Origin of the sequence: Stutzerimonas stutzeri RCH2 (genome assembly GCF_000327065.1) — a bacterium.
Taxonomy (GTDB): domain Bacteria; phylum Pseudomonadota; class Gammaproteobacteria; order Pseudomonadales; family Pseudomonadaceae; genus Stutzerimonas; species Stutzerimonas stutzeri_AE.
The window spans coordinates 2,750,477-2,774,574 of record NC_019936.1; the positions used below are offsets into that span (position 1 = coordinate 2,750,477).

The window sequence follows — 24,098 nt, forward strand, 5'->3', positions numbered from 1 at the left end:
CACCCGGCTCTGAGTGCATATAGAAATCGCCCAGCTTGGCCCCTCAGTGCTCGCAGTGGTTCATGTAGTAGGTAGCCCCGGCCTGCTTGCTGTAGGCAGGCCTATAGCGGGTCGTATGGGAACGAAGCTGCACCAATACCGCCGGCGCCAAGCCAGACACATTCGATACCGTCCCGATTTCACCCTGTCGCATCCAGTCGCCGTGGCGACTGCCTAGGGTCAATGCCCCATCACCCTGAGCCGCAGTAGGCGAGGCTTCCGTCAGCCGCTACGCTGTGAGCGGTTCAACCCCACTCTGCAAGCTGGCGGTGATTGTGGACAAGTTCCAGGAAATGAAGGTGCTAGTGGCCGTTGCGGAAGCGGAAAGCTTCGCCGCAGGCGCTAGGTTGGTGGGTATGTCACCGCCGAGCGTGACCCGGGTGATAGCAGGATTAGAAAATCGGCTGGGCACCCTGCTGTTGGCACGCAATACGCGCAGCCTGCGTCTGACTGAAGCGGGTCGGCGTTTCGTGGAAGACTGCAAGCGCATTCTGATGGACCTGGACGAAGCCGAAGAGCTGGCGACTAGCAACAATATTCGCCCCCGCGGCAACCTGACGGTGACGGCACCAGTGATGTTCGGCGAGCTGTTTCTGATACCGCTGATCACCGAGTATCTTGCCGCGAACCCCGAAGTGACCCTCAATGCCCTGCTAGTGGATCGTCTGGTGAACATGGTGGACGAGGGCGTGGATGTCGCCATCCGCATCGGCGAGCTGCCGGAAAGCGGCCTCCAGGCCATCAACGTCGGACATATTCGCCCGGTCGTGTGTGCCGCGCCTGCCTTTCTCGAACGTGTCGGCCGACCGCAACAACCCAAGGATGTGCTGGCACTGCCGATGGTGATGTCATCGGCAAGCACCCTGCTCACAGAGTGGCAGTTCAAGGTCGGCGAAGCCGTCATCGCCCTGCATCCCAAACCGCGCCTGATGGTCAGCTCCAATCAGGCTGCGATCAATGCCGCACGCACGGGCTGGGGCCTCACGCGGGTACTGTCCTACCAAGTGGCCGAGTGGGTGGCGAAGGGGGAGTTGGAGATCGTTCTTGAGGCTTTTGAGACTACAGCGCTGCCGGTACATGTTGTGTATCAGGGAGGTAAACGACTACCCGCCAAGGTGCGCACGTTTGTCGATTATTGCGCCAGCCGGTTCATGGCAGACTCGGCGCTGCAAGCCGCGCCGGTAACCTAAACAGTGAGCCGATATAGCCAGCTACAGACCTTCGAAGCCGTGGCACAGGCCGGCAGTCTGGCCGCGGCGGCACGGCAGCTGGGGCAGTCGTCGGCGACAGTTATGCGCACCATTGCCGCGCTGGAAGCGCGCTTGCACAACACCCTGCTGATTCGCGGACCGCGCGGTGTCGAGCTGACCCCTGCTGGCGAGCAGTTCGCGCAGAACGGTCGGCACATCCTGGAACAAACCACGGAGGCCGAGCGCTCTGCGGCCGGCCTACATGCCAGTCCCAATGGGCAGCTGACGGTGGCGTTACCGTTGCTGATGGATCTGCAGATAATCACGCCCATCGCCCTCGCCTATTTGAATGCGTTTCCGGACGTGCAGCTGAACATCCAATCCAGCGAAGGCGTACCCAAACTGCTCAAAGAAGGCATTGATGTTGCGCTGGTCCTTGGCCAGTTGCCCAGCTCCTCGGAGTTCGCCATGCCCTTGGGCGCAGTCAGGCCGATTGTCTGTGCCTCACCGGCCTACCTCGACACATGGGGGCGGCCCGAGATCCCCGACGATCTCAAAGCACATCGGGCGGTCGCCTCCACCGCAGCTGGTTACGCTGCACATTGGCATTTTCGCAGTGGACGTTCCATCCGTTCGGTAAAACCCATGCCCGTACTCACCTGCACGACCCAGCGCGCGGCTATCCATGCGGCCACCCTGGGGCTTGGGCTGCTCCGCTGCATGAATTTCGAAGCCCACGATGAACTGCACCGCGGCGTTCTTGAACCGGTACTGACAGGTTTCGCCCCCGCCGACGTGCCGGTGCAGTTGATCTACCGGCATGGCCGCCGCGCCGAGGCGCGTGTGCGGACTTTCGTTGACTTCGCCGCGCCTTTGCTCCGCGCCCACCCAGCCTTCCAAGCACTGAACTGACGAAGCATTTCACTGCGCACAGCGTGCCTGTATTTCAGAAAACGAAATTATGGATTGCTCGGCGTGGTGATTCTGCTTAGCCCTGCAAGCGCGCAGCATGGTTCCACCAGCGCGATGACCACCGAGGTGAATTGACGCTGCGCTGATTCCCTGGAACACATTGCGGAGCTATCACCATGCCACAGCCCATCAAACTGTATCGTCACCCGCTTTCGGGGCACGCCCATCGAGTTGAGTTGATGCTTTCGCTGCTGAAGCTGCCCTACGAGCTTCTGTTTGTCGACTTGGCCAAGGGCGAACACAAATCCTCCGAGTTTCTGAGCATCAACGTGTTTGGCCAGGTGCCGGTCATTGACGACAACGGCACCCTGATCAGCGACTCCAACGCGATTCTGGTCTACCTGGCCAAGCAATACGGCGGCGACAGCTGGCAGACGCCCGACCCACTCGCAGAAGCACGCATCCAGCGCTGGTTATCGGTGGCTGCCGGTCAGCTGGCCAACGGCCCTGCGGCGGCCCGGCTGATCACGGTGTTCGGAGCACCCTTCAACGCCGAAGAGGTCATCGCGCGCGCCCATATGCTGCTCCAGGTGATGGACGCCGAACTCGCCGGCAAGCGCTTCCTGACGGGTGCCCAACCCACCATTGCCGATGTCGCTAACTACACCTACATCGCCCATGCGCCAGAGGGCAACGTCTCGCTTGAGCCCTATCCGAATGTGCGAGCCTGGCTGGAGCGCATTGAAGCCCTGCCCGGCTTCGTACCCATGCAGCGCACCGCCATTGGTCTGCAAACCGCTGAGTAAGAACCGAACTGCCGGCTTCCGGCAGCAACTCGAGGAGCATCAGCCATGGATCGCCTACCCGAACACCGTAAATCGCCCTGGCACGCCGGTGAAAAGAAGCTCCAGGAGGCCTTTCATGCCTCTGAGCGGCTGGAGGTGCTCGGACAGAGAGTCATTCGAGACCACATGCCTGATCAGCACCGGGAGTTCTTTCACCAGTTGCCGTTCGTGGTAGTCGGCGCGGTGGACGCCGAGAATCGTCCTTGGGCCACCTTACTGGAAGGGCCGGAAGGCTTTGCCACCTCCGCAGATCCACAGCACCTGTTTCTGGCAGCGCATGCCGACCAACACGATCCAGCCGCCTCCGGGTTGCGCGCGGGCCAGGCCATCGGCTTGCTCGGCATTGAGCTGCATACGCGGAGGCGCAATCGCATGAATGGTGTGATTCAGCGTTCCTCGACCGACGGCCTTGAGGTACTGGTCGAGCAGTCGTACGGCAACTGCCCGAAGTACATTCAGACGCGTTCCTATACCCGGGTCCCGCGGCGAGCAGACGACGCTGAACCGTGCCGGGAATTCAGCAGCCTGGACGCACACACCAGCGCGCTCATTCGCGCGGCTGACACCTTCTTCGTCGCCAGCTACGTCGGGTATGACGCTCGCACGCGCGCCGTGGATGTTTCCCATCGCGGTGGCCGTGCCGGTTTCATCAAGGTCGAAGGCAGCCGCCTGACCATTCCGGATTATGCGGGCAACCTTTTCTTCAACACCCTGGGGAATCTGCAGGCTAATCCGGTTGCCGGGTTGCTCTTCGTCGATTTCGCCACGGGCGACATGCTACAACTCACCGGCCGCACGGAACTGCTACTGGACAGCCCGCTGATCAAAGCCTTCGAGGGCGCCGAGCGGCTCTGGGCCTTCGAAGTCGAGCACGTGGTGCTGCGAGCAGGCGCGGTAGCGATCCGATGGCAGTTTCACGATTACGCCCCCACCAGCCTGGCAACCGGTACCTGGTTGGAAGCTGATGAACGCCTGCACCAGTAGGTACAACGCGGGGTTGGCAGAAATAGCGGTGGCGCGTGTGCAACGAGGGAGCAGTCATCCATCGAACTGAGCGCGCTGTACCTCAAGCGCTCGACCCGTTCATTGGAGATCGACGATTGCCTGACATCTGCGCCGAAACACTCAGGCCGTTTGTGGATTAGCAGCTGGCCGAAGGCGTAACGAATCGAACAGTGAATATCGCATCAGAACGCGTGATCAGCCTTCTCAACCTGCGCCATCGCACATGGCGAGATGAGACCAAGCGCCCTGGTTGGCGTCGGCCTCGAAGATTGGCGTCAGAGTAATTTCCCGCAAAACTCCGGCAAGGGCCAATCAGCGGGCACAAAAAAAGCTGCCCTTGGCAGCTTTCCCTGTTCCACCCTTTAGTTCAAAAGGAGGATGTGTATGGCGCAGCGGACGGGACTCGAACCCGCGACCCCCGGCGTGACAGGCCGGTATTCTAACCGACTGAACTACCGCTGCGCGTCGGCCGGACTTTCGTCCGAAATCTCACAAAGGTTGGTGGCTGATGACGGGATCGAACCGCCGACCCCCTGCGTGTGATGCAGGTGCTCTCCCAGCTGAGCTAATCAGCCGATCGCCTTGCGAGGCGCGCAATTTACTCACCCCCCTACGCTAAGTCAACAACAGCATTGAATTTTTTTTAGGGAACTGTGGTCAACTGATGCTGCCACCACGCTTTGTAACCTGGCCGGTGCATCATCGGATTGGGAAGGCTGGGTACAAATTCGCTGCGGCTTACTCGAAAGTGTTCTAAAAGAGCTTTATCGCCTGACAGAGGCAAGCCCGCGTCCAGGGAACCGAATAACAAAAGCGCCACGGAGTATTTCGCTTGCCACTGCTGGGAAAACTGCGCAATTACCGCCGCTACGCCCCCCTGACCATCAGCACCGTGCTTCTCTGCCTGTTCGCGGTATACCTCGCGATGCAGATCGAGCAATGGATGCTCTTATCCCGCGCCCCGGCTCCGACTGATATCTACGAGCAGGGCACCGCGAACCCCGGCGGGCCCGATATGCAGCGGCTGGAAATACTCTTCGGCTCAGCTGCCCCGACCGATGCAATGGCGCCGTCCGTAGCTGCCAGCGGATTCACTCTGCGCGGCAGCTTCGTCCATGTCGAACCGCAACGCTCCAGCGCCATCGTCCAGGTCGACGGTCAGCCACCTCGACTGTACTGGCAGGGCGAGGAGCTATCCGGTGGTGTCAGCCTGCACAAGGTCTACCCTGATCGAGTCGAGCTGCTGCGCAACGGTACTGTTGAAGTCCTGCATTTTCCGCAGATCCGCTCACCAAGCTACGTTCCCGACGCACTGAGCGACACGCCCTATCAGGACGAAGCCCCATATGCCGAGCCATCGGATGAGGAAACGCAGCTGATGCAGCAGCAGATGGACACCTTGCGCCAGCAGCTGGAAGACGCCGTCAACCAGTCCGATGCCGCGCCCGCCAATGACCAGCCCATGGAAGACGATTGACCGATGCCGACGCCTTTTTCGCGCCCGTTACTTGCCCTGCTTGCTACCAGCCTGCTGGCCGCCCCCCTGCCCCTGCTTGCCGCCGAGCAGGGCATCGAACCGAGCACCACCCGACAGGACGGCTGGACCATCAACCTGAAGGATGCGGACATCCGTGCCTTCATCGACCAGATCAGCCAGCTCAGCGGCCAGACCTTCATCGTCGACCCGCGAGTGAAGGGACAGGTCAGCGTCGTCTCCAACGCCACCCTGTCGCTGAGCGAGGTATACCAGCTGTTTCTCTCGGTGATGGCCACGCATGGGTTCAGTGTGCTGACCCAGGGCGACGTCGCCCGGGTGGTGCCTAATGCCGAAGCCAAGGCCGAGGCAGGTGGCGGTCCTTCCGGCGGTGATCAGCTGGAAACCCGAGTGATCCAGGTGCAGCACACATCTGCCGCTGAACTGATACCGCTGATTCGCCCGCTGGTACCGCAGTTCGGCCATCTGGCTGCAGTCTCCTCGGCCAACGCACTGATCATCAGCGATCGCAGCGCCAATATCGCGCGCATTCAGAATCTGGTTCGCCAGCTCGATCGTGCCGAGAGCAACGATTACGGTGTGCTCAACCTGCAACACGGCTGGGCGGTGGATATCGCTGAAGTGCTGCGCAACTCACTGATGCGGGGTGAAGCCAAGACGACCGCCGGGGTGCAGATCATCGCGGACTCACGCACCAACCGCCTGATATTCATCGGTCCCAGCGAGGCCCGCGGCAAGCTGGCATCTCTGGCACAGACCCTCGACACGCCGACCACGCGCTCAGCCAATACCCGTGTTATCCGGCTACGTCACAACGACGCCAAATCACTGGCCGAAACCTTGGGCGATATTTCCGAGGGCCTGAAGAATCCAGAGAGCGGCGAGGCCACTACAACCCGGCCACAAAACATCCTCATCCGCGCCGACGAGAGCCTGAACGCGCTGGTGCTGCTCGCGGACCCAGAGCTGATCGGCACCATGGAAAGCATCGTTCGCCAACTCGATGTACCTCGCGCACAGGTGATGGTCGAAGCGGCCATCGTCGAGGTGTCGGGAGATATCACCGACGCCCTCGGCGTGCAGTGGGCGGTGGATGCGCGCGGTAGTAGGGGCGGAGCCGGCGGGGTCAACTTCGGCAACACCGGCATTTCAGTCGGTAGCGTGCTGAACGCGATTAACGAGAACGAGATTCCCGACAACCTGCCAGATGGCGCGATCATCGGCATTGGCACCCGCAGTTTTGGTGCACTGATCACCGCGCTGTCGTCAAACAGCAAAAGCAACCTGCTGTCCACGCCAAGTCTGCTGACACTGGACAACCAGGAAGCAGAGATTCTCGTCGGTCAGAACGTGCCGTTCCAGACGGGCTCGTACACCACCGATGCAGCCGGAGCGAACAACCCGTTCACCACGATCGAGCGCCAGGATATCGGCGTTACGCTCAAGGTCACTCCACATATCAACGAGGGCGCCACGCTACGCCTGCAGATCGAGCAGGAGATTTCCTCGATCGCTCCAAGTGCCAGCCTGACCGCGCAGGCAGTGGACCTGGTGACCAACAAGCGCGCCATCAAGAGCACTATTCTTGCCGAAGATGGCCAGGTCATCGTGCTCGGCGGCCTGATTCAGGACGACGTCACCCGCACCAATGCCAAGGTACCGCTGCTGGGCGATATTCCGTTGCTGGGCGCACTGTTTCGGTCGACGCAGGAAACTCACATCAAACGCAACCTGATGGTCTTCCTGCGGCCAACAGTCATTCGCGACCGTGCCGGCCTGGCAGCGCTTTCCGGGAAGAAATACAGCGACATACGGGTCATCGAAACGGATTCGGCCAGCCCCACCATCCTGCCAGCGAATCCGACGCAGCTGTTCGATGGCCGCGGCCAACCCGCTCCAGCAATCGATCTACGTCAGTAGGGAAGACTTCCGCATCGAGCTCAGGCCGTTCTCGCAGACCTGAGCTCGATGCGAAGCAGGCTCAGAGTGCCGCCAGTCCTCGGGCCAGGTCGGCCTTCAGGTCAGCGACATCCTCAAGGCCGACCGCGACGCGAATGAGGCTGTCGCGAATACCGGCCGTTGCCCGATCCTCGGCTGAAAGCCGACCGTGGGTGGTGGAGCCGGGATGGGTAATGGTGGTCTTGCTGTCGCCGAGATTGGCTGTGATCGAGATCAACCGGGTCGCATCAATGAAGCGCCATGCGGCTTCCTTGCCACCGGCGACCTCGAAACTCACCACCGCACCAAAGCCTTTCTGCTGACGCTTGGCCAGCTCGTGCTGTGGATGACTGGGCAAGCCCGCATAGTAGACGCGCTCGATACCCGGCTGCTGCTCCAGCCACTCGGCAAGCTCCTGAGCGCTGGCACAATGCGCCTGCATACGCAGCCGTAGCGTCTCCAGCCCCTTGAGGAAGACCCAGGCATTGAACGGGCTGAGCGTCGGTCCGGCGGTGCGCAGGAACCCGACAAGCTCTTTCATCTGTTCGCTGCGGCCGGCAACGACGCCGCCCAGGCAGCGCCCTTGACCGTCAATGTACTTGGTCGCGGAATGGATCACGATGTCGGCACCCAGCGCCAACGGCTGCTGCAACACCGGCGTGCAGAAGCAGTTATCCACCGCCAACATCGCTCCCTTGGCATGGCAGAGCTTCGCCAGGGCAGCGATATCCACCAGTTCGGCCAGCGGGTTGGACGGCGATTCGACGAAAACCAGCTTGGTATTTTCCTGGAATGCCGACTCCCAGGCGGAGAAATCGGTCAGCGGAACGTAGTCGACCTGCACCCCGAAGCGCTTGAGGTACTTCTCGAACAAGGAAACGGTGGCGCCGAATACGCTACGCGACACCAGTACGTGGTCACCGGCCGCGCACAGGCTCATGACGGTGGCGAGAATAGCCGCCATGCCGGACGCTGTTGCAACCGCCTGCTCGGCGCCTTCCAGCGCCGCTATACGTTCTTCAAAGGCACGTACGGTGGGGTTGGTGTAACGCGAATAGACGTTCCCGGGAACGTCACCGGCGAACCGCGCCGCTGCATCTGCCGCACTGCGGAAGACATAACTGGAGGTGAAGAACAGCGGCTCGCCGTGCTCGCCCTCCGGTGTGCGGCGCTGGCCTGCGCGTACTGCCAGAGTATCGAGCCCGACGCCCTGCAGGTCGCTGTCCAGCCGTCCGGCTTCCCATTCACTCGTCATAGCTATTACCTCGGCCGGGGCAGCCGAGGCCGCCACACCGGCATGAATCAGTTGTTGTAGAGATCGATGATGGCACTGACTGCATTGGTCTTGACCTTGCTCAGGTCATTGCGCGCCTGCTCGATCTTGTGCAGATAAGCTTCATCGATGTCGCCAGTGATGTATTTCCCATCGAATACGGCGCAATCGAAATTATCGATCTTGACCTTGCCACCGCCCACGGCGTCGATGAGATCTTCCAGGTCCTGGTAAACCAGCCAGTCAGCACCAATCAGCTCAGCCACCTCTTCGGTGCTGCGATTGTGCGCGATCAGCTCATGCGCGCTGGGCATGTCGATGCCGTAAACGTTCGGATAGCGTACCGCCGGTGCGGCCGAGCAGAAGTAGACGTTCTTCGCCCCGGCCTCGCGCGCCATCTGAATGATCTGCTTGCAGGTGGTGCCACGGACGATGGAGTCATCCACCAGCATCACGTTCTTGCCGCGAAACTCGAGATCGATGGCATTGAGCTTCTGGCGCACCGATTTCTTCCGCGCAGCCTGCCCCGGCATGATGAAGGTGCGGCCGATATAGCGATTCTTGACGAAGCCCTCGCGGAACTTCACGCCGAGCCGGTTTGCCAGCTCCAGCGCGGCGGTGCGACTGGTGTCGGGGATCGGGATGACCACATCGATATCGTGCTCGGGACGCTCGCGCAGAATCTTGTCGGCCAGCTTCTCGCCCATGCGCAGGCGTGCCTTGTACACCGAAACGCCGTCCATCAGGGAGTCGGAACGCGCCAGGTAGACGTATTCGAAGATGCACGGCGCGAGCTTTGGCGCGTCAGCGCACTGGCGGGTGAACAGCTTGCCGTCGGTGGTGATGTACACCGCCTCGCCCGGCGCCAGATCACGAATCAGGGTGAAGCCGAGGACATCGAGCGAGACGCTTTCGGAGGCGATCATGTATTCGACGCCTTCGTCGGTATGGCGCTGGCCGAAAACGATCGGGCGGATCGCATTGGGGTCGCGGAAGCCGACGATGCCATAGCCGGTCACCATGGCCACCACAGCGTAGCCACCGCGGCAGCGCTCGTGAACCTTGCTCACCGCGGCGAAGACGTCTTCTTCGGTCGGCTGCAACTTGCCGCGTACCGCCAACTCATGGGCGAACACGTTGAGCAGCACTTCCGAATCGGAACTGGTGTTCACGTGACGCAGATCCGACTCGTAGATCTCCTTGGTCAGCTGGTCGACATTGGTCAGGTTGCCGTTGTGTGCCAGCGTGATGCCATAAGGCGAGTTCACGTAGAACGGCTGGGCTTCGGCTGAACTGGAGCTGCCGGCCGTGGGGTAACGGATATGACCGATGCCCATGTTGCCGACCAGGCGCTGCATGTGGCGCTGTTGGAAAACGTCACGAACCAGCCCGTTGTCCTTGCGCAGAAACAGCCGGCCGTCGTGGCTGGTCACGATACCGGCTGCATCCTGGCCGCGGTGTTGCAGTACGGTAAGCGCGTCATACAGCGCCTGATTGACGTTCGACTTACCGACAATGCCGACAATGCCACACATGCAAGGAACCTCTCAGTTATTACAGGCAGACCGGATACGACGACAGACCGGGCATCCGTGGAAAAAGACTCAACCGGGCGGGTTGAGCGAAGCGGCGAACCATTGGCCGCTGAACCCCAGGATGAGATTCTTCGACCAATCAGCGATCAACAGAAAATGTGGCAACAACACAGACTCGCGCCACCATAGGTCCTGCTCGACGGGTGCAAGGCTCAGCAAGCCCGCCAGCACTACCACCAGAAGACCACCACGTGCCGCACCGAACACCATTCCGAGAAACCGGTCAGTGCCGGACAACCCCGTCACCCTGATCAGCTCACCGATCAGGAAATTGACCAACGCCCCCACCAGCAAGGTGGCCACGAACAATAGCGCACAGGCTGCGATGACTTGCGCCGATGGCGTGCTGATGTATTCCGCAAGATGGTGGGACAACGCACCACCGAACATCCATGCGACCACGCCCGCAATGATCCAGGTGACCAGCGAAAGCGCTTCCTTGACGAAACCGCGCTTCAAACTGATCAGGCTCGACACTGCAATAACGGCGATGATGGCCCAATCGACCCAGGTGAATGCCACGATGTTTTCTGCAATGGGGAAAAGGCGGCGCATTTTAGCAGAGCGCGAGCGCCAGGAATACGCGCCGGCTCGCCGGTAGCCATGCGCCGATCGAGGCCTTTGTTCAGGCGTTCGGCCGGCGCCTCAGCAGATCAACTGCCTTCTGGCTTGAAGCGCACGACGAAGCCATCGAGCTTCTGCTGTCGCTGCAACACATCGCGAAGCCGATTCGCCTCGCTACGCTCCACCAGCGGACCGACGAAAACGCGGTTCATACCATCAGCGGTGCGGATGTAAGCGTTATAGCCCTGGGAGCGCAATGTCTGCTGCAGGTTCTCGGCACTGGCGCGATTAGACAGGCTGGCCAGCTGAATCGCCCAGCTGACCGGCAAGTTGTTGTTATCCAGGCGAGGTTCAGCTGCCGGCGATTGCGCTTGCGCAGCAGGCGCTGCCGGGGCAGCGGCTGGCGCCACCGGAACTACCGGCTCGATCGGCGCCGGCGCCTGCTCGGCAATCGCAGGGCCGGTAGCCGGCTCAGCATCCTCTTCGATGATTTCGAAACCTTCCGGCACCGACCCCGGCTCTTGCTCCGGTTCCGGGACGTCGACTGGCTGCATCTCGATTTCAGCAACCACCGGTGCAGCGGGAATGGTGGGCGCGTCGACGGTGACGTGCCGCAGATCGTCTTCGCGATTGAAAAGCATCGGGACAAAAATCACAGCCAGCGCGATTAGCACCAGCGCACCAACCATGCGTTGCAACAGCCCCTTATCGAGCATCGCCATCCCCACCCACCTCCGCCTGCCGTTCCAGCCATCCAAGCGCTGCAGCTACGCAATAGAACGATCCGAACACCAACACTTCGTCATCGGGTTCAGCCTTGGCGCACTGAGCGTCGAGCGCCTGCTCGATGCTCGCATACTCGCCGACCAGAGCGCCTCGCTCAAGCAGCGCAGCCGACAACTGTGTAGCTGATTGCGTACGTGACGTCGGTAGCGGAGCCACGGCCCAGTCAGTGATGCTCGCTTGCACTGCATCGAGCACGCCGTCGAGATCCTTATCTGCCAGTAGCCCAAAAACGGCCAGCCGGCGACCAGCAATCGGTCGCTGCTCGATGCGTTGAGCGAGATAACTGGCGGCGTGCGGGTTGTGGCCGACGTCAAGTAACAGCGAGACCTTGCGGCCACGCCAAGTGATCTGCCGACGATCAAGACGCCCTGTCACGCGAGTCTGCTCCAGCGCCGCGGACAGAACCTTCACATCCCACGGCAAACCCAACGAAGCGTACGCCTGCAGGGCTATTGCAGCGTTCTCCATCGGCAACGAAAGCAGTGGCAGTCCGTGCAGCTCCAACGGTTCTCCCGCCGGGCCGACACCCCGCCAATGCCAGGCGCGGGGAGCGAACGCCAGATCGAAATCGCGACCGCGCAGCAAGAGCGGCGCCTTCAGCGACTCAGCCTGTTGCAGTAGCGGTGCAGGAACATCCAGATCACCACAAAGTACCGGCTTGCCTGCCCGCATGATTCCGGCTTTTTCGTACGCAACGCTTTCGCGGGTATCGCCCAGCCAATCGGCATGATCGAGCCCGATATTGGTGATTACCGCCAGATCGGCATCGACGATGTTGACGGCATCGAGACGCCCACCAAGTCCGACTTCAAGCACGGCAGCGTCGAGTTCGGCACGCTCGAACAGCCAGAAGGCAGCGAGTGTTCCCATCTCGAAATAGGTCAGAGACACTTCACCACGGGCAGCCTCGACTGCGGCAAACGCCTCGCACAACTCCTGATCGCTTGCCTCGCAACCATCCAGCTGGACCCGCTCGTTGTAGCGCAGCAGATGTGGCGAGCTGTAGGTGCCAACCCGCATCCCCTGGCTGTTCAGCAGTGAGGCTATAAACGCGCAAGTAGACCCCTTGCCGTTAGTCCCGGTAACGGTAACGGCCAGAGGAGCCGACCGCGTCAGGCCAAGCCTGGCTGACACCAACCGGACCCGATCCAGCCCCATGTCGATGGCCGTGGGATGCAGCTGCTCAAGGTAGGCGAGCCAGTCAGCCAGACTCCGCTCGGTCATGCAGTAGCCGTTACCTGAGCGGGTTCGACCGGACTCGGCAGTTTCTGCATCTGAGCCAGCAGACGCGACAGGCGTGCGCGCAACTCCGAACGAGGAATGATCAGGTCGATCGCACCATGATCCAACAGGAACTCGCTACGCTGGAAACCTTCCGGCAGTTTTTCCCGTACTGTCTGTTCGATCACTCGCGGTCCGGCGAAGCCGATCAGCGCCTTGGGTTCTGCGACGATTACATCACCGAGCATCGCCAAACTGGCGGAAACGCCGCCGTAAACGGGGTCGGTGAGAACGGAGATGAACGGCAGGCCTTCTTCGCGCATACGTGCCAGCACCGCCGAAGTCTTGGCCATCTGCATCAGGGAGATCAGGGCTTCCTGCATCCGCGCACCGCCTGAAGCGGAGAAACAGATCAATGGGCAGCGCTTTTCCAGCGCGACGTTCGCAGCACGAACGAAGCGCTCACCAACGATCGCCCCCATGGAGCCACCCATGAAGGAAAACTCAAAGGCGCAGGCCACTACCGGGACGTTGACAACCTTGCCACTCATCGCGACCAAGGCATCCTTTTCGCCGGTCTGCTTCTGAGCTGCCGACAGGCGATCCTTGTATTTCTTGCTGTCACGGAATTTGAGGCGGTCTACCGGCTCCAGCTCCGCGGCAATCTCCTCGCGCCCTTCGGCATCGAGGAAGATATCGAGCCGAGTGCGGGCATCGATGCGCATGTGATGCTGGCACTTAGGACAGACATCGAGGGTCTTTTCCAGCTCGGGGCGGTACAGAACCGCCTCACAGGAGGGGCACTTGTGCCAGAGGCCTTCGGGGACCGAACTCTTCTGCGTCTCCGAGCGCATGATCGAAGGGATCAGTTTGTCTACCAGCCAGTTGCTCATGCTCTTGTTCTCCAAAGCTTCAGTCCCGAGCGCACTCGCACTACGGGTAGATTCATCGTTGCGATCATGCATACAAGCACTGGATCGCGTGAGCGATGCGCTTACGAGGCGCAGCCGCGGAACTCCGATTTCCACCACGTGGCGGAAATCCACAAATACGGTGCTGGTCTCCCAGCGACTCGTTACTGGACGGCCACGGCTGCCCATGCGTCACATGGCCGAACGAACGCGCTCCACAAAGGCCTGCACCTTGGCCGCATCCTTGATGCCTTTGCTCGCTTCCACACCACCGCTGACATCCACCGCGTATGGCCGGACCTCGGCAATGGCTTGCTGGACATTCTCTGCCGTCAGGCCTCCCGCAAGAATCAAGGGCTTGGTCAGCCCAGGCGGAATCAGCGACCAATCGAAGCGCTCGCCCGTTCCACCCGGCACGCCGGCAACAAAGGTATCCAGCAGAATACCGCTGGCATTCACATAGCGAGCTACCTGGCCGGCGACATCCTCATCGCCGCCGACTCGCAGCGCCTTGAACCACGGACGATGGAAGCCCTCGCACTGCGCAGGCGTTTCGTCGCCATGAAATTGCAGAGCGTCCAGCGCAACAGCGTCGAGAATTTCGTTGATCTCGCAACGGCTGGCATTGACGAACAGACCGACCGTAGTAACGAAAGGAGGAAGGGCCGCAATGATCTCACGGGCCTGCTGAACACTCACAGCGCGGGGACTCTTGGAGTAGAACACTAGGCCAATGGCATCTGCGCCTGCGTGAGCGGCGGCCAGTGCATCTTCGACACGAGTTATCCCGCATATCTTGCTGCGAACGACTGGCACCGACTATCTACCTATCGAGAGGGAAACGGGATGGTAACAAAAGACCGGTCACCTGCAAGCGAATAGGCGACTGGATATTGGGTCGCACGCATCAGCAACGCACATCCGGCAAACCCGACAGGAAGTGCGGACCGAGGTAGCGTTTCGGCAACTCGAACTCTTCCGGATAGTCGACTTCGACCAGATAGAGGCCATAGGGGTGTGCCGTAACCCCGCCGGTTCGGCGTATACGCGACTGCAACACTTCCCCAGCCCATTCGACTGGCCGCTCACCAGCACCGATGGTCATCAACACACCCGCGAAATTCCGCACCATATGGTGCAGGAAAGCGTTCGCTCGCACATCAATGACGATCAGCCGACCATGTTCGAGCAACTCGAGGTGATGGATGGTTTTGATTGGCGATTTAGCCTGGCATTGCCGGGCTCGGAAGGCGCTGAAATCATGGGTACCGACAAATGCCGCGGCGGCAGCACGCATCCGCTCGATGTCGAGAGGGCGGTGATTCCAGGTCACTTCTTCAGCCATATGCGCTGGGCGAATCTGATCGTTGTAGATCACATAACGGTATCGGCGCGCCATGGCACTGAAACGAGCATCAAAGCGCTGCGGCATCTCCTTCGCCCAGGTGACGCTGATATCAGGCGGCAAGTTCATGTTCGCCCCCATGATCCACGCATGCATGCTACGCGCGACGGTCGTATCGAAATGCACCACCTGACCACTGGCGTGCACCAGCGCATCGGTGCGTCCGGCACAGCTCAAAGTTACGGGCTGACCACCGGCGACTTTGCTCAGCGCGGTTTCGAGTGATTCTTGAATCGACGGCACGCCTGCGCGCTGGCGCTGGAATCCACGGTAGCGGGATCCCTTGTATTCGACGCCCAGAGCGATCCTGGAAACGCCGACGGCAGCCATTTCGGCTGCCGTATCGGGTACTGCTTGGGTCATGATCAGGCTAGTTTGGCGAGCATATCTCGCGCCTCTTGCTGTTGGGCATCGCTGCCTTCGGAAATCACCTCATCAAGGATATCGCGAGCGCCTTCGGCATCACCCATATCGATATAGGCCCGGGCGAGATCCAGTTTCGTGGTGGTTTCGTCGGTATCCGAGAAGAAATCGAAGTCGTCATCCGACGCCCCATCAGCGCTGCTGCCGGCGGTAGCGGAGGCCGGTTCCTGCAGATCCCGGGACAAATTGTCCAGATCCGCTTCCACTTCGCTCAGCTGCTCGGCAAAGCCATTCGGCTGCGCCTCGAACTCAGGCTCGTCGAGCGAGATGTCGAACCCATCTGGAAGCTCATCGTTCGATGTGCCAGTAGGCTCAGCCAGTTCGAAGTCAAGTTCATCATTTTCCATAGCCGCAGGAGCTACGGGCGATTCCTCATCAAGACTCAGCGAAAACTCAGTGTCGGTCGCTGCGGTATTCTTTTCGCTATCCAGATCAAAGGAGAAATCCGAAAAATCGTCCCGTTTAGCATCTGGAACGCTTGCCTCTTCTTCCAGATCGAAGGAGAAATCGCTCGCCGCAGGCTGTACATCGCGCCCAGCCTCGGGCTCATCCAGGGACAAATCATCGAAGTTGAATGGTTGGTCGACCGGTGCAGCGCTTTGAGCTTTATCGCTCAGATCAATATCGAGATCGTCGAGGCTGAGATCGAACGCATCGTCCAGATCCTGCCCTGCGGCCAGAGGAGCCGGATCGTCCAGCTGAAGGTCGTCGAGGTCGAAGCTATCCACATCCAACTGAGTTGCTGCAACCGCAGCTGCCGACGCGCCTGCAACTGTGACCATCGCTGGATACTTATGCTTCAGCTGCTCCACCTCCATCGCTGCACCACCGATCTCGCGCAGTTCAGCTTCCTGACGGGCGAAGCCCTCGCGATTGCCCAGCTCGGCGTAGACCTCCATGAGTTTCAAACGTAGATCACTGCGCTGCGGCTCGTCATTGAGGGCGTTCTGCAGCAACTCTGCGGCCTGGTTGAAACGGCCGTACGCAATATAGATATCTGCCTCGGCCAAGGCATCGCCAGTGGTTCCGGCCAGCTCCTCCGGCGCAGCCGCGCTGGATGTCTGAAACGGTGCTGGCTCAGGCTGCTCCTGACCAATATCGACGAAAGCGGGCGTCCCGACTCGCAGGTCATCGACCGTGTCGACTGCCATCAGACTTTCCTGCAACTCGGCCTCTTTCATCGCATTGCGGCGCGATAGTGCCATCAAACCTACCAAAAGCAGCAGCAATGCACCGCCACCAACCGCGCCAAGCAGCAGGGTATTCGACAGCAAATCATCGATCAGCCCTTTGGGCTCCGGCTCAACAGGTGCTACAGGCTTCGCAGGCGCAGGTTTAGGCGCCGGCTTGGCAGCAGCAGGACGCTCGACAGGCGCAGGAGCAGCGACCGGCGCCGGCTCTTGCTGGTTGGTCGGCGTGGAGTCGACCTCAGAGTCAGCACCAGTCCCGCTAGCTCTATCTTGCGCTGAGCGGGCATCATCCGCCGCAACAGACGGCTGCTGCTGGCCTGCAGTGTCAATCGCAGCGGGGGCCTGACCTTCAGCACCCAGCTGCACCTGGAGCTTGGCAAGCTGGTCATCCTTGAGCTGCATCAGACGCTGCAGTTTTTCCAGCTGCCCTTGCAGGTCATTCAGACGATCTTTCAGCTCATCGTTTTCGCGGCGACTGGAATCGAGGCTTTCCTGCGTTACAGCAAGCTTGTCCCGCAGAGCCTTGCCGCTATCGCCAGAGCCTGTATCGGAGCCTGCAGTAGATTTACCAGCATCGGCCGCCACAAGGCGGAGATTATCGCCGGTATCGCTACGTGACGGCGCATCGCCTGCCTCGGTACGACGCGTCGCGTCCAGCTGGCGAGAGCCAGCAACCGCAGCATTCCGACCTTGGCGCCACGCCGCATTCTGCTCAGCCACCTGAGCGATCGCCTCACCCTGCGAACGCTTGGATATCTGCTGAGCATCCGGCAGACGAAGCACCTGCCCACTCTTCATGCGATTTATGTTGCCGTCAATGAAGGCATCCGGATTGAGATCCTGAATCGCCAGCATTGTCTGATGCACGGTACCGCTACGGCGATTACGCTCAGCTATGTCCCAAAGCGTATCGCGGGCGGAGGTCTTGTATTGACTGCCATCCTGCGTCGGGGCAGCAGTGGCAACGCTGGCAGGGGAAGCGGCAGCCGAACGAACAGGTGCAGGACGTGCTGGCTCAACGGCTCGCGGTGCCGGCGCGGAAATAGGCAGCTGGGGCGCGGCGGCAGCGGCTGTTTCAGGCGAGTAAAGTGGTGGATCGAGCAGCAAGGTATATTCGCGTAGCAGGCGCCCGTTCGGCCAGAGTACCTCTACGAGAAAATTGAGATACGGCTCGCGTACCGGCTTGCTGGAGGAGACTTGAATTACGCTTTTGCCATTCGGCCGCAATACGGGAGTGAATTTCAGGTCTGTCAGAAAGTACTGCCGATCAATACCGGCACGATTGAACTCTTCAAGCGAAGCCAGGACGGGAATGACCTCTCCCGGAGCCAGGCTTTTGGCATCCAGCAGTTCGATTTCCGCGATCAGCGGTTGATTCAATGACGACTGAAGCGTGACCTCTCCCAACCCAAGCGCGTGGGCCATTTCTGTAGTCAGCGCGGTAGCAGCCGCGATTGCCAGCACCAGATTGCGAACCCGAACCATTATTTAATCCCTTGTTTATCTTTTTTTCTCGAACTACGAGAGGGTCTTATTTCACTGCCCGTGCCACCTGCAGGTGGCTCCCCATCAGCAATAAGCCGTTCAGCGCATCGGCTAGAAATATTCTTTGAATTACCAGTAAGTATCTTTTACAGATAGTCTTTTATCAACAACTCACCGGACTGCACAGCATTCAGTGCCGCGCCTTTTCGCACGTTATCAGACACAATCCACAAATTGACTTGGCGTGGATCGCCGATGCCACAGCGCACCCTGCCGACGTAGATGACATCCTGCCCGACCGCATCACCGACCGCCGTCGGGTAGTCATCGCCGCCCACGACTTCAACACCCGGAGCCGCTTCGAGAGCCGCAGATAGCGCCTGCGGATCGACCTCAAGACTGCAGCGCAACGACACTACAAGACTTTCACCAAAAAAAACCGGCGCCTGGATGAACGTGACAGCCACCGCCAGTTCAGGGTTTTGCAGGAGCTGACGAAGCTCGTCGACCAGGCGCCGTTCCTGCGCGCCGTATCCATGCGAATCGACCTCTTCCGTCTGCGCGAGCAAGTTGAACGCCATCTGCCGACCAAACACGCGTGGCTCCAACGGGCGAGCGTTCAGTAGTTCGGTCGTCTGTCTCGCCAGCTCTTTCACCCCTGCGACACCACGACTGGAGACTGGCAGGCACGCCGTAACCGTGACGCCTAGCAACCCCAGCTGATGCCGAACAGGTGCCAACGCAAGCGCCAGTGCAACAGACGCCGGCAGTGGACTGGCAACAGCACGGCGATCCGATGAAGAATCGAGCACCGCACCGTTGACCTCCGGAACCAGACACGGCTGTTCGTCCACGGAGATCGAGCCTGAAAGATCAACGATCCGGCAGCCGGCGGCACTCGCCGCGACATGGCACGCGCTCACCAGAGCGGAGGCACCGACGAGGAACACCAGCTGCACACGCGCGAAATCGAAACGATCCGCCGCGCTTACGCGCAAATTTCGCCCGTTGTACGGAACCGTGTGGCCAACACCCTCGCCGGCGTCCAGCAGGTGCAACTCGCTTAGCGGAAACGCACGCTCCTCGAGCACCTCGACCAGCGCTTCGCCTACCAGGCTGACCGATCCGACAACCGCAACACCGACACCTGTAGGCATCGCCACCTCCACGCATTAAGGACCGGCACTGTAGCGAAATGACAGATCGCTGCAAGCAGCGCCGCCGAGCGGCACACCGCATAAATGAAAACGCCGCGAACAAAGTCGCGGCGTCGGGCACCTCACAGAAGACGCATCAACGTTCCAGCAGGATACGCAGCATACGACGCAGAGGCTCGGCAGCACCCCACAGCAGTTGGTCACCCACAGTGAACGCGCCTAGATAATGGGAGCCCATGTTCAGCTTGCGCAGACGCCCCACCGGCACGCTCAGGGTTCCAGTGACTGCCGCCGGACTCAACTCCTGCATGCTGGCATCGCGGTGGTTCGGCACCAGCTTGACCCAGGGATTGTGCTGACTGATCAGCCCTTCGATATCGGAGATCGGCACATCTTTGTTCAGCTTGATGGTCAGGGCCTGGCTGTGACAGCGCATAGCGCCGACGCGGACGCAAATGCCGTCAACGGGGATCGGGTTCTTGAAGCGACCGAGGATCTTGTTGGTCTCAGCCTGCGCCTTCCACTCCTCACGGCTCTGCCCGTTCGGCAGCTCCTTGTCGATGTAGGGGATCAAACTGCCGGCCAGCGGCACGCCGAAATTGTCGACCGGGAATGCTTCGCTACGCTGGGTTTCAGCCACCTTACGGTCGATATCCAGGATCGCGCTGGCGGGATTGGCCAGATCATCGGCCACGGCCGCATTGATTGCACCCATCTGCTTGATCAGTTCGCGCATGTTCTGCGCGCCGGCGCCGGAGGCTGCCTGATAGGTCATCGCGCTCATCCACTCGACCAGACCGGCTTCGAACAGACCGCCAAGCCCCATCAGCGCCAGGCTGACGGTGCAGTTGCCGCCGATGTAGTTCTTGGTGCCGGCATCCAGTTGCTGGTCGATCACACGACGGTTCACCGGATCGAGCACGATCACCGCATCGTCCTGCATGCGCAGCGACGACGCCGCGTCGATCCAATAGCCCTGCCAGCCGGCTTCACGCAGCTTCGGGAAGACTTCATTGGTGTAGTCGCCGCCCTGACAGGTCAGGATCACATCGAGACCTTTCAGCTCGTCGATGCTGTAGGCGTCCTTCAGCGCAGCGGTTTCCTTGCCAATATCGGGGCCCTGGCCGCCGACATTGGAAGTGGTGAAGAACACGGGCTCGATCAGGTCGAAATCCCGCTCTTCCAGCATCCGCTGCATGAGCACGGAACCGACCATACCGCGCCAACCGATCAGACCTACACGTTTCATCGCAACTACACCTATAGAAAAAGTGGCCCGCGCAGATTAAGGCGGGCCAGAAGATTACAACTTCGCGAGGGCCGCGACTACTGCATCGCCCATCGCCTGAGTACCGACCTTGGTACAGCCTTCCGACCAGATATCACCGGTACGCAGGCCCTGATCGAGCACATCGCTCACCGCCTGCTCGATGGCATCGGCCGCTGCGACCTGATTGAAGCTGTAACGCAGCATCATCGAAACGGAGAGGATGGTCGCCAGCGGATTGGCGATGCCTTGGCCAGCGATATCCGGTGCCGAACCGTGGCATGGCTCGTACATGCCCTTGTTGCCCGCATCAAGCGAGGCAGATGGCAGCATGCCGATCGAGCCGGTCAGCATCGACGCCTCGTCGGAAAGGATGTCGCCGAACATGTTGTCGGTGACGATGACGTCGAACTGCTTCGGTGCGCGCACCAGCTGCATGGCCGCGTTATCGACATACATGTGGCTGAGCTCGACGTCCGGGTAGTACTTGGCCACCTCCTCGACCACGGCACGCCAAAGCTGGCTGGACGCCAGTACGTTGGCCTTGTCCACCGAGCAGAGCTTCTTGTTGCGCACCATGGCCATGTCGAAGCCGACCTTGGCGATGCGGCGGATCTCGCTCTCGCTGTACGGCAGCGTGTCGTAGGCCATGCGCTCGCCGCTCTCCAGCACCTTGCTCTCGCGCGGCTGGCCGAAATAGATGCCACCGGTCAGCTCGCGAACGATGAGGATATCCAGACCGGCGACGATTTCCGGCTTGAGCGACGAAGCCTCTGCCAGCTGCGGATAAAGCAGTGCCGGACGCAGGTTACCGAACAGGCCCAGCTGGGAGCGAATCTTCAGCAGACCGCGCTCGGGACGAATGGCCGGATCGATGGTGTCCCACTTCGGGCCGCCAACGGCGCCAAGCAGAATCGCATCGGCAGCACGCGCACGCTCCAGGGTTTCGTCCGCCAGCGGCACGCCATATTTGTCGACTGCTGCGCCACCCAACTCGTCATAGCTCAGCTCGAAGTCCAGCTGGAACTTGTCATTGGCCAGCTGCAGAACCTTGACCGCCTCGGCCATGATCTCCGGGCCGATACCATCACCGGGCAGAACCAGAATCTGTTTGCTCATCACATTCCTCGATTTTCACTGGGTGGATGCCGTTGTGTTCATCCACCAAAACTCTGCAAGTGGACGGATGATGCGTCATCCACCCTACCCTCATATCACTTGATGGCGCCGAATAACCATGGCTGGTTCTGCTGGTGGCGGGCCTCAAAGGTCTTGATCGCTTCGGCGTCCTGCAGCGTCAGGCCGATATCGTCCAGACCGTTGAGCAAGCAGTGCTTACGGAAAGCGTCGACCTCGAAGCTGTACTGTTTGCCGTCCGGGCGTGTCACGACCTGCGCGGCGAGGTCGACGGTCAGCTGGTAGCCCTCGCTGGCTTCGGCCTGTGCGAACAGCTCATCGACTTCCTCTTCCTTCAACACAATCGGCAGCAGGCCGTTCTTGAAGCTGTTGTTGTAGAAGATATCGGCAAAGCTCGGCGCGATGATCGTACGGAAGCCGTACTCCTCCAGGGCCCACGGCGCGTGCTCGCGGGAGGAGCCGCAGCCGAAGTTCTCCCGAGCCAGCAGGACGCTTGCACCCCGATAGCGGGGGAAGTTCAGCACGAAGTCCTTGTTCACCGGACGCTGCGAGCAATCCTGGTTCGGCTGACCGACGTCCAGATAGCGCCACTCGTCAAACAGATTAGGGCCAAAGCCGGTGCGCTTGATGGACTTGAGAAACTGCTTCGGAATGATCTGATCGGTATCGACGTTGGCACGATCGAGCGGGCAGACCAGGCCGGTGTGTTGGGTAAAGGCTTTCATCCGTTCTCTCCTCAGGCCTGGACCAGTTCGCGTACATCGATGAAGTGGCCGGTTACCGCCGCAGCGGCCGCCATGGCCGGGCTGACCAGATGGGTGCGTCCACCGGCGCCCTGACGCCCCTCGAAGTTGCGGTTGGAGGTCGAGGCGCAATGCTCGCCACTGCCGAGCTTGTCCGGGTTCATCGCCAGGCACATTGAGCAGCCCGGTTCGCGCCACTCGAAGCCGGCCTCGACGAAGATCTTGTCCAGCCCTTCGGCCTCGGCCTGCTGCTTGACCAACCCCGAACCCGGCACCACCAGCGCCTGCTTGACGTTCGCCGCCACCTTTCGCCCTTTGGCGACTTCAGCCGCCGCGCGCAGGTCCTCGATCCGCGAGTTGGTACAAGAACCTATGAACACGCGGTCCAGCTTGATCTCGGTGATCGGCTGGTTGGCGTTCAGCCCCATGTACTTCAGCGCGCGCATGATGGAGTCACGTTTGACCGGATCGGCCTCGACGGCCGGGTCCGGCACCTTCTGGTCGACGGCCAGCACCATTTCCGGCGAGGTGCCCCAGCTGACCTGCGGCTTGATGTCCTCAGCCTTGAGCTCGACGACGGTGTCGAACACCGCGTCGTCATCGGAAACCAAGCCCTGCCACAACTCGACGGCCTTGTCCCAGTCGTCGCCCTTCGGCGCAAATGGGCGGCCTTCGACGTAGGCGATGGTCTTTTCATCCACTGCCACCATACCCACTCGGGCACCGGCTTCGATGGACATGTTGCAGATGGTCATGCGCCCTTCCATGGACAGATCGCGAATTGCGCTGCCAGCAAACTCCAGGGCATGGCCATTGCCGCCGGCGGTGCCGATCTTGCCGATCACCGCCAGCACGATGTCCTTGGCGGTGACGCCGAACGGCAGCTTGCCTTCGACGCGCACCTGCATGTTCTTCATCTTCTTTGCCACCAGGCACTGGGTGGCGAGCACATGCTCGACCTCCGAGGTGCCGATGCCGTGGGCCAGGGCACCGAAGGCGCCGTGGGTGGAGGTGTGCGAGTCACCGCAGACCACGGTCATGCCAGGCAATGTCGCGCCCTGCTCTGGGCCGATGACATGGACGATGCCCTGACGCACGTCGTTCATCTTGAATTCGAGAATGCCGAAGTCGTCGCAGTTCTCGTCCAGCGTCTGCACCTGGATGCGCGACACTTCGTCGGCGATGGCTTCCAGGCCGCCCTGGCGCTCGCCCTTGGTGGTCGGCACGTTGTGGTCCGGGGTGGCGATGTTGGCATCGATGCGCCACGGCTTGCGGTTGGCCAGTCGCAGGCCTTCGAACGCTTGTGGCGAGGTCACTTCGTGAAGGATATGACGGTCGATGTAGATCAGCGACGAACCATCGTCGCGACGTTTCACCTCGTGCATTTCCCAGAGTTTGTCGTAAAGCGTCTTACCGGCCATCGGACTTTTCCTCATCTGCTTTCTATGCGGGGCAAATAGCCCTTGCGCTTATGGGGTCGATGCTAGGGGCTTGCATTCAATTACTCAAATTCATAT

At 60.7% G+C, this 24,098-nt stretch carries 19 protein-coding genes, 2 tRNA genes and 1 pseudogene; 6 read left to right on the forward strand and 16 right to left on the reverse strand.

The window, feature by feature from the left end; all coding sequences use genetic code 11:
* Nucleotides 1–332: 332 nt before the first annotated feature.
* The 4 genes and pseudogenes from PSEST_RS12535 to PSEST_RS12550 form a co-directional block, all read left to right on the forward strand.
* On the forward strand, nucleotides 333–1,229 hold the full coding sequence (locus PSEST_RS12535; RefSeq protein ID WP_198286416.1) for a LysR family transcriptional regulator: 897 nt from the start codon (nucleotides 333–335) through the stop codon (nucleotides 1,227–1,229).
* 3 nt (nucleotides 1,230–1,232) lie between these two features.
* Complete coding sequence (locus PSEST_RS12540; RefSeq protein WP_015277347.1) at nucleotides 1,233–2,141, forward strand: LysR family transcriptional regulator; 909 nt, start codon at nucleotides 1,233–1,235, stop codon at nucleotides 2,139–2,141.
* Nucleotides 2,142–2,317: 176 nt separating this feature from the next.
* Nucleotides 2,318–2,947, forward strand: coding sequence for a glutathione S-transferase family protein (locus PSEST_RS12545; protein WP_015277348.1), 630 nt, complete (start codon nucleotides 2,318–2,320; stop codon nucleotides 2,945–2,947).
* Between the two features lie 45 nt (nucleotides 2,948–2,992).
* Nucleotides 2,993–3,967, forward strand: a pseudogene (locus PSEST_RS12550) (pyridoxamine 5'-phosphate oxidase family protein); the annotation flags it as partial.
* 409 nt (nucleotides 3,968–4,376) lie between these two features.
* Here PSEST_RS12550 and PSEST_RS12555 read toward each other — a convergent pair.
* Nucleotides 4,377–4,453: transfer RNA gene (locus PSEST_RS12555), tRNA-Asp, on the reverse strand.
* A gap of 37 nt (nucleotides 4,454–4,490) precedes the next feature.
* Nucleotides 4,491–4,566 (reverse strand) — tRNA-Val (locus tag PSEST_RS12560).
* A gap of 257 nt (nucleotides 4,567–4,823) precedes the next feature.
* On the opposite strand from PSEST_RS12560, the gene PSEST_RS12565 reads away from it, so the two are divergent.
* Together PSEST_RS12565 and gspD are read left to right on the forward strand one after the other, a co-directional pair.
* Nucleotides 4,824–5,468: a type II secretion system protein N gene (locus PSEST_RS12565; RefSeq protein WP_015277350.1), complete on the forward strand. Its 645-nt coding sequence runs from the start codon at nucleotides 4,824–4,826 to the stop codon at nucleotides 5,466–5,468.
* Nucleotides 5,469–5,471: 3 nt separating this feature from the next.
* Complete coding sequence (gene gspD, locus PSEST_RS12570; RefSeq protein ID WP_015277351.1) at nucleotides 5,472–7,406, forward strand: type II secretion system secretin GspD; 1,935 nt, start codon at nucleotides 5,472–5,474, stop codon at nucleotides 7,404–7,406.
* A gap of 61 nt (nucleotides 7,407–7,467) precedes the next feature.
* Here the strand turns inward: gspD and PSEST_RS12575 are convergent, their stop codons facing one another.
* From PSEST_RS12575 to leuC, 14 genes are all read right to left on the reverse strand, one after another.
* Entirely contained in the window at nucleotides 7,468–8,679 is a 1,212-nt protein-coding gene (locus PSEST_RS12575; protein WP_015277352.1) for an O-succinylhomoserine sulfhydrylase, read from the reverse strand.
* A 47-nt stretch (nucleotides 8,680–8,726) separates the two neighbouring features.
* Nucleotides 8,727–10,232 (reverse strand): amidophosphoribosyltransferase, encoded by a 1,506-nt coding sequence (gene purF / locus PSEST_RS12580; RefSeq protein ID WP_015277353.1) that lies wholly within the window; start codon nucleotides 10,230–10,232, stop codon nucleotides 8,727–8,729.
* Between the two features lie 69 nt (nucleotides 10,233–10,301).
* Nucleotides 10,302–10,847, reverse strand: a complete 546-nt coding sequence (locus PSEST_RS12585; RefSeq protein ID WP_015277354.1) for a CvpA family protein — start codon at nucleotides 10,845–10,847, stop codon at nucleotides 10,302–10,304.
* A 98-nt stretch (nucleotides 10,848–10,945) separates the two neighbouring features.
* The gene (locus tag PSEST_RS12590) at nucleotides 10,946–11,578 is read right to left on the reverse strand and encodes an SPOR domain-containing protein (protein ID WP_015277355.1); all 633 of its coding nucleotides are present in this window, start codon (nucleotides 11,576–11,578) and stop codon (nucleotides 10,946–10,948) included.
* Nucleotides 11,562–12,866 carry a bifunctional tetrahydrofolate synthase/dihydrofolate synthase gene (gene folC, locus PSEST_RS12595; protein WP_015277356.1) on the reverse strand — a complete coding sequence of 435 codons (1,305 nt, stop codon included), beginning with the start codon at nucleotides 12,864–12,866 and terminating at the stop codon, nucleotides 11,562–11,564. Before folC ends, PSEST_RS12590 begins: the two co-directional genes overlap by 17 nt.
* Entirely contained in the window at nucleotides 12,863–13,756 is an 894-nt protein-coding gene (gene accD, locus PSEST_RS12600; RefSeq protein WP_015277357.1) for an acetyl-CoA carboxylase, carboxyltransferase subunit beta, read from the reverse strand. Before accD ends, folC begins: the two co-directional genes overlap by 4 nt.
* Nucleotides 13,757–13,966: 210 nt before the next feature.
* Nucleotides 13,967–14,590: a phosphoribosylanthranilate isomerase gene (locus PSEST_RS12605; protein WP_015277358.1), complete on the reverse strand. Its 624-nt coding sequence runs from the start codon at nucleotides 14,588–14,590 to the stop codon at nucleotides 13,967–13,969.
* Nucleotides 14,591–14,681: 91 nt separating this feature from the next.
* Nucleotides 14,682–15,542 (reverse strand): tRNA pseudouridine(38-40) synthase TruA, encoded by an 861-nt coding sequence (truA, locus tag PSEST_RS12610; RefSeq protein ID WP_015277359.1) that lies wholly within the window; start codon nucleotides 15,540–15,542, stop codon nucleotides 14,682–14,684.
* A gap of 2 nt (nucleotides 15,543–15,544) precedes the next feature.
* Nucleotides 15,545–18,277, reverse strand: a complete 2,733-nt coding sequence (locus PSEST_RS12615; protein ID WP_015277360.1) for a FimV/HubP family polar landmark protein — start codon at nucleotides 18,275–18,277, stop codon at nucleotides 15,545–15,547.
* Between the two features lie 146 nt (nucleotides 18,278–18,423).
* Complete coding sequence (locus PSEST_RS12620; RefSeq protein ID WP_015277361.1) at nucleotides 18,424–19,434, reverse strand: aspartate-semialdehyde dehydrogenase; 1,011 nt, start codon at nucleotides 19,432–19,434, stop codon at nucleotides 18,424–18,426.
* 136 nt (nucleotides 19,435–19,570) lie between these two features.
* Entirely contained in the window at nucleotides 19,571–20,683 is a 1,113-nt protein-coding gene (gene asd, locus PSEST_RS12625) for an aspartate-semialdehyde dehydrogenase (protein WP_015277362.1), read from the reverse strand.
* Between the two features lie 54 nt (nucleotides 20,684–20,737).
* Nucleotides 20,738–21,820 carry a 3-isopropylmalate dehydrogenase gene (gene leuB / locus PSEST_RS12630; RefSeq protein WP_015277363.1) on the reverse strand — a complete coding sequence of 361 codons (1,083 nt, stop codon included), beginning with the start codon at nucleotides 21,818–21,820 and terminating at the stop codon, nucleotides 20,738–20,740.
* 95 nt (nucleotides 21,821–21,915) lie between these two features.
* Nucleotides 21,916–22,563, reverse strand: coding sequence for a 3-isopropylmalate dehydratase small subunit (leuD, locus tag PSEST_RS12635; RefSeq protein ID WP_015277364.1), 648 nt, complete (start codon nucleotides 22,561–22,563; stop codon nucleotides 21,916–21,918).
* Nucleotides 22,564–22,574: 11 nt separating this feature from the next.
* Nucleotides 22,575–24,002 (reverse strand): 3-isopropylmalate dehydratase large subunit, encoded by a 1,428-nt coding sequence (gene leuC / locus PSEST_RS12640; RefSeq protein WP_015277365.1) that lies wholly within the window; start codon nucleotides 24,000–24,002, stop codon nucleotides 22,575–22,577.
* Nucleotides 24,003–24,098: the final 96 nt, after the last annotated feature.

Excerpts from the sequence above, each read along its gene's own strand:
- PSEST_RS12535 (WP_198286416.1), top strand. The coding sequence starts at position 333 with ATGAAGGTGCTAGTGGCCGTTGCGGAAGCGGAAAGCTTCGCCGCAGGC.
- PSEST_RS12545 (WP_015277348.1), top strand. The coding sequence starts at position 2,318 with ATGCCACAGCCCATCAAACTGTATCGTCACCCGCTTTCGGGGCACGCC.
- gspD (WP_015277351.1), top strand. The coding sequence starts at position 5,472 with ATGCCGACGCCTTTTTCGCGCCCGTTACTTGCCCTGCTTGCTACCAGC.
- PSEST_RS12575 (WP_015277352.1), bottom strand. The coding sequence starts at position 8,679 with ATGACGAGTGAATGGGAAGCCGGACGGCTGGACAGCGACCTGCAGGGC.
- purF (WP_015277353.1), bottom strand. The coding sequence starts at position 10,232 with ATGTGTGGCATTGTCGGCATTGTCGGTAAGTCGAACGTCAATCAGGCG.
- PSEST_RS12585 (WP_015277354.1), bottom strand. The coding sequence starts at position 10,847 with ATGCGCCGCCTTTTCCCCATTGCAGAAAACATCGTGGCATTCACCTGG.
- PSEST_RS12590 (WP_015277355.1), bottom strand. The coding sequence starts at position 11,578 with ATGGCGATGCTCGATAAGGGGCTGTTGCAACGCATGGTTGGTGCGCTG.
- folC (WP_015277356.1), bottom strand. The coding sequence starts at position 12,866 with ATGACCGAGCGGAGTCTGGCTGACTGGCTCGCCTACCTTGAGCAGCTG.
- accD (WP_015277357.1), bottom strand. The coding sequence starts at position 13,756 with ATGAGCAACTGGCTGGTAGACAAACTGATCCCTTCGATCATGCGCTCG.
- truA (WP_015277359.1), bottom strand. The coding sequence starts at position 15,542 with ATGACCCAAGCAGTACCCGATACGGCAGCCGAAATGGCTGCCGTCGGC.
- PSEST_RS12615 (WP_015277360.1), bottom strand. The coding sequence starts at position 18,277 with ATGGTTCGGGTTCGCAATCTGGTGCTGGCAATCGCGGCTGCTACCGCG.
- PSEST_RS12620 (WP_015277361.1), bottom strand. The coding sequence starts at position 19,434 with ATGCCTACAGGTGTCGGTGTTGCGGTTGTCGGATCGGTCAGCCTGGTA.
- asd (WP_015277362.1), bottom strand. The coding sequence starts at position 20,683 with ATGAAACGTGTAGGTCTGATCGGTTGGCGCGGTATGGTCGGTTCCGTG.
- leuB (WP_015277363.1), bottom strand. The coding sequence starts at position 21,820 with ATGAGCAAACAGATTCTGGTTCTGCCCGGTGATGGTATCGGCCCGGAG.
- leuD (WP_015277364.1), bottom strand. The coding sequence starts at position 22,563 with ATGAAAGCCTTTACCCAACACACCGGCCTGGTCTGCCCGCTCGATCGT.
- leuC (WP_015277365.1), bottom strand. The coding sequence starts at position 24,002 with ATGGCCGGTAAGACGCTTTACGACAAACTCTGGGAAATGCACGAGGTG.